Genomic DNA, 658 nt, shown 5'->3' with positions numbered 1-658 from the left:
GTCACAACTGCCTTAGCAGAAACAAATAGATTTTTGCCTGCATTTCTTGTTATGATATCCACACTATCAATAGATATTGTATTTTCGAGTGGGTCCGTAGCATTGGTTATAGTCACGGTAGCGCTGGCAGTATCCGTTGCAAGATCATCATCTGTTATTGTAAGGTATACTTCGTAGTTTCCAACTGAGCCGTAAGCATGTGTAGGGTTAATAGCACTGCTGGAGTTCTCATCTCCAAAGTCCCAATAATAAGAAACCACTGTTCCATCCGGATCGGTCGATCCGGATCCATATAACTGTATTGGAGTTCCTACAACACCACTATATGGCCCACCTATAGAAGCAGTCGGGGCTACATTTTCAACAGGTGTAATATTTATAGAGTCCAATGCAGCCTGTGCATCGATGAGGCCATAGCCATATCTATCGTCCCATCCGGCAGTTCCCAGATCCTTTGCAGTTGATTCAAGCGCAGTTCTCACTTCACCATTAGAGACACCCTGAGATATCAATAGAGCTGCAACACCTGAAACATGTGGAGCTGCCATGGAAGTACCCTGGAAGAAATAGTAACCAAAGTCTTTAGGGTCTTTTGTGCCAGGATTAAAAGTGTTCTGAAGTATCCCGTCTACATATCCATCTCCGTTCAGGTCCTGCT

At 44.1% G+C, this 658-nt stretch carries 1 protein-coding gene; it reads right to left on the bottom strand.

The features are described from left to right. The coding region (locus tag KDK67_RS14185) for a PKD domain-containing protein (RefSeq protein ID WP_250869491.1) at positions 1–658 on the bottom strand (658 nt) is incomplete at both ends.

This window comes from Methanococcoides seepicolus, assembly GCF_023684405.1.
In the GTDB taxonomy this organism is placed as follows: Archaea; Halobacteriota; Methanosarcinia; order Methanosarcinales; family Methanosarcinaceae; genus Methanococcoides; species Methanococcoides seepicolus.
Note: the sequence above shows the minus strand (reverse complement) of the source record. Positions and strands in the feature narration are given on the sequence as shown.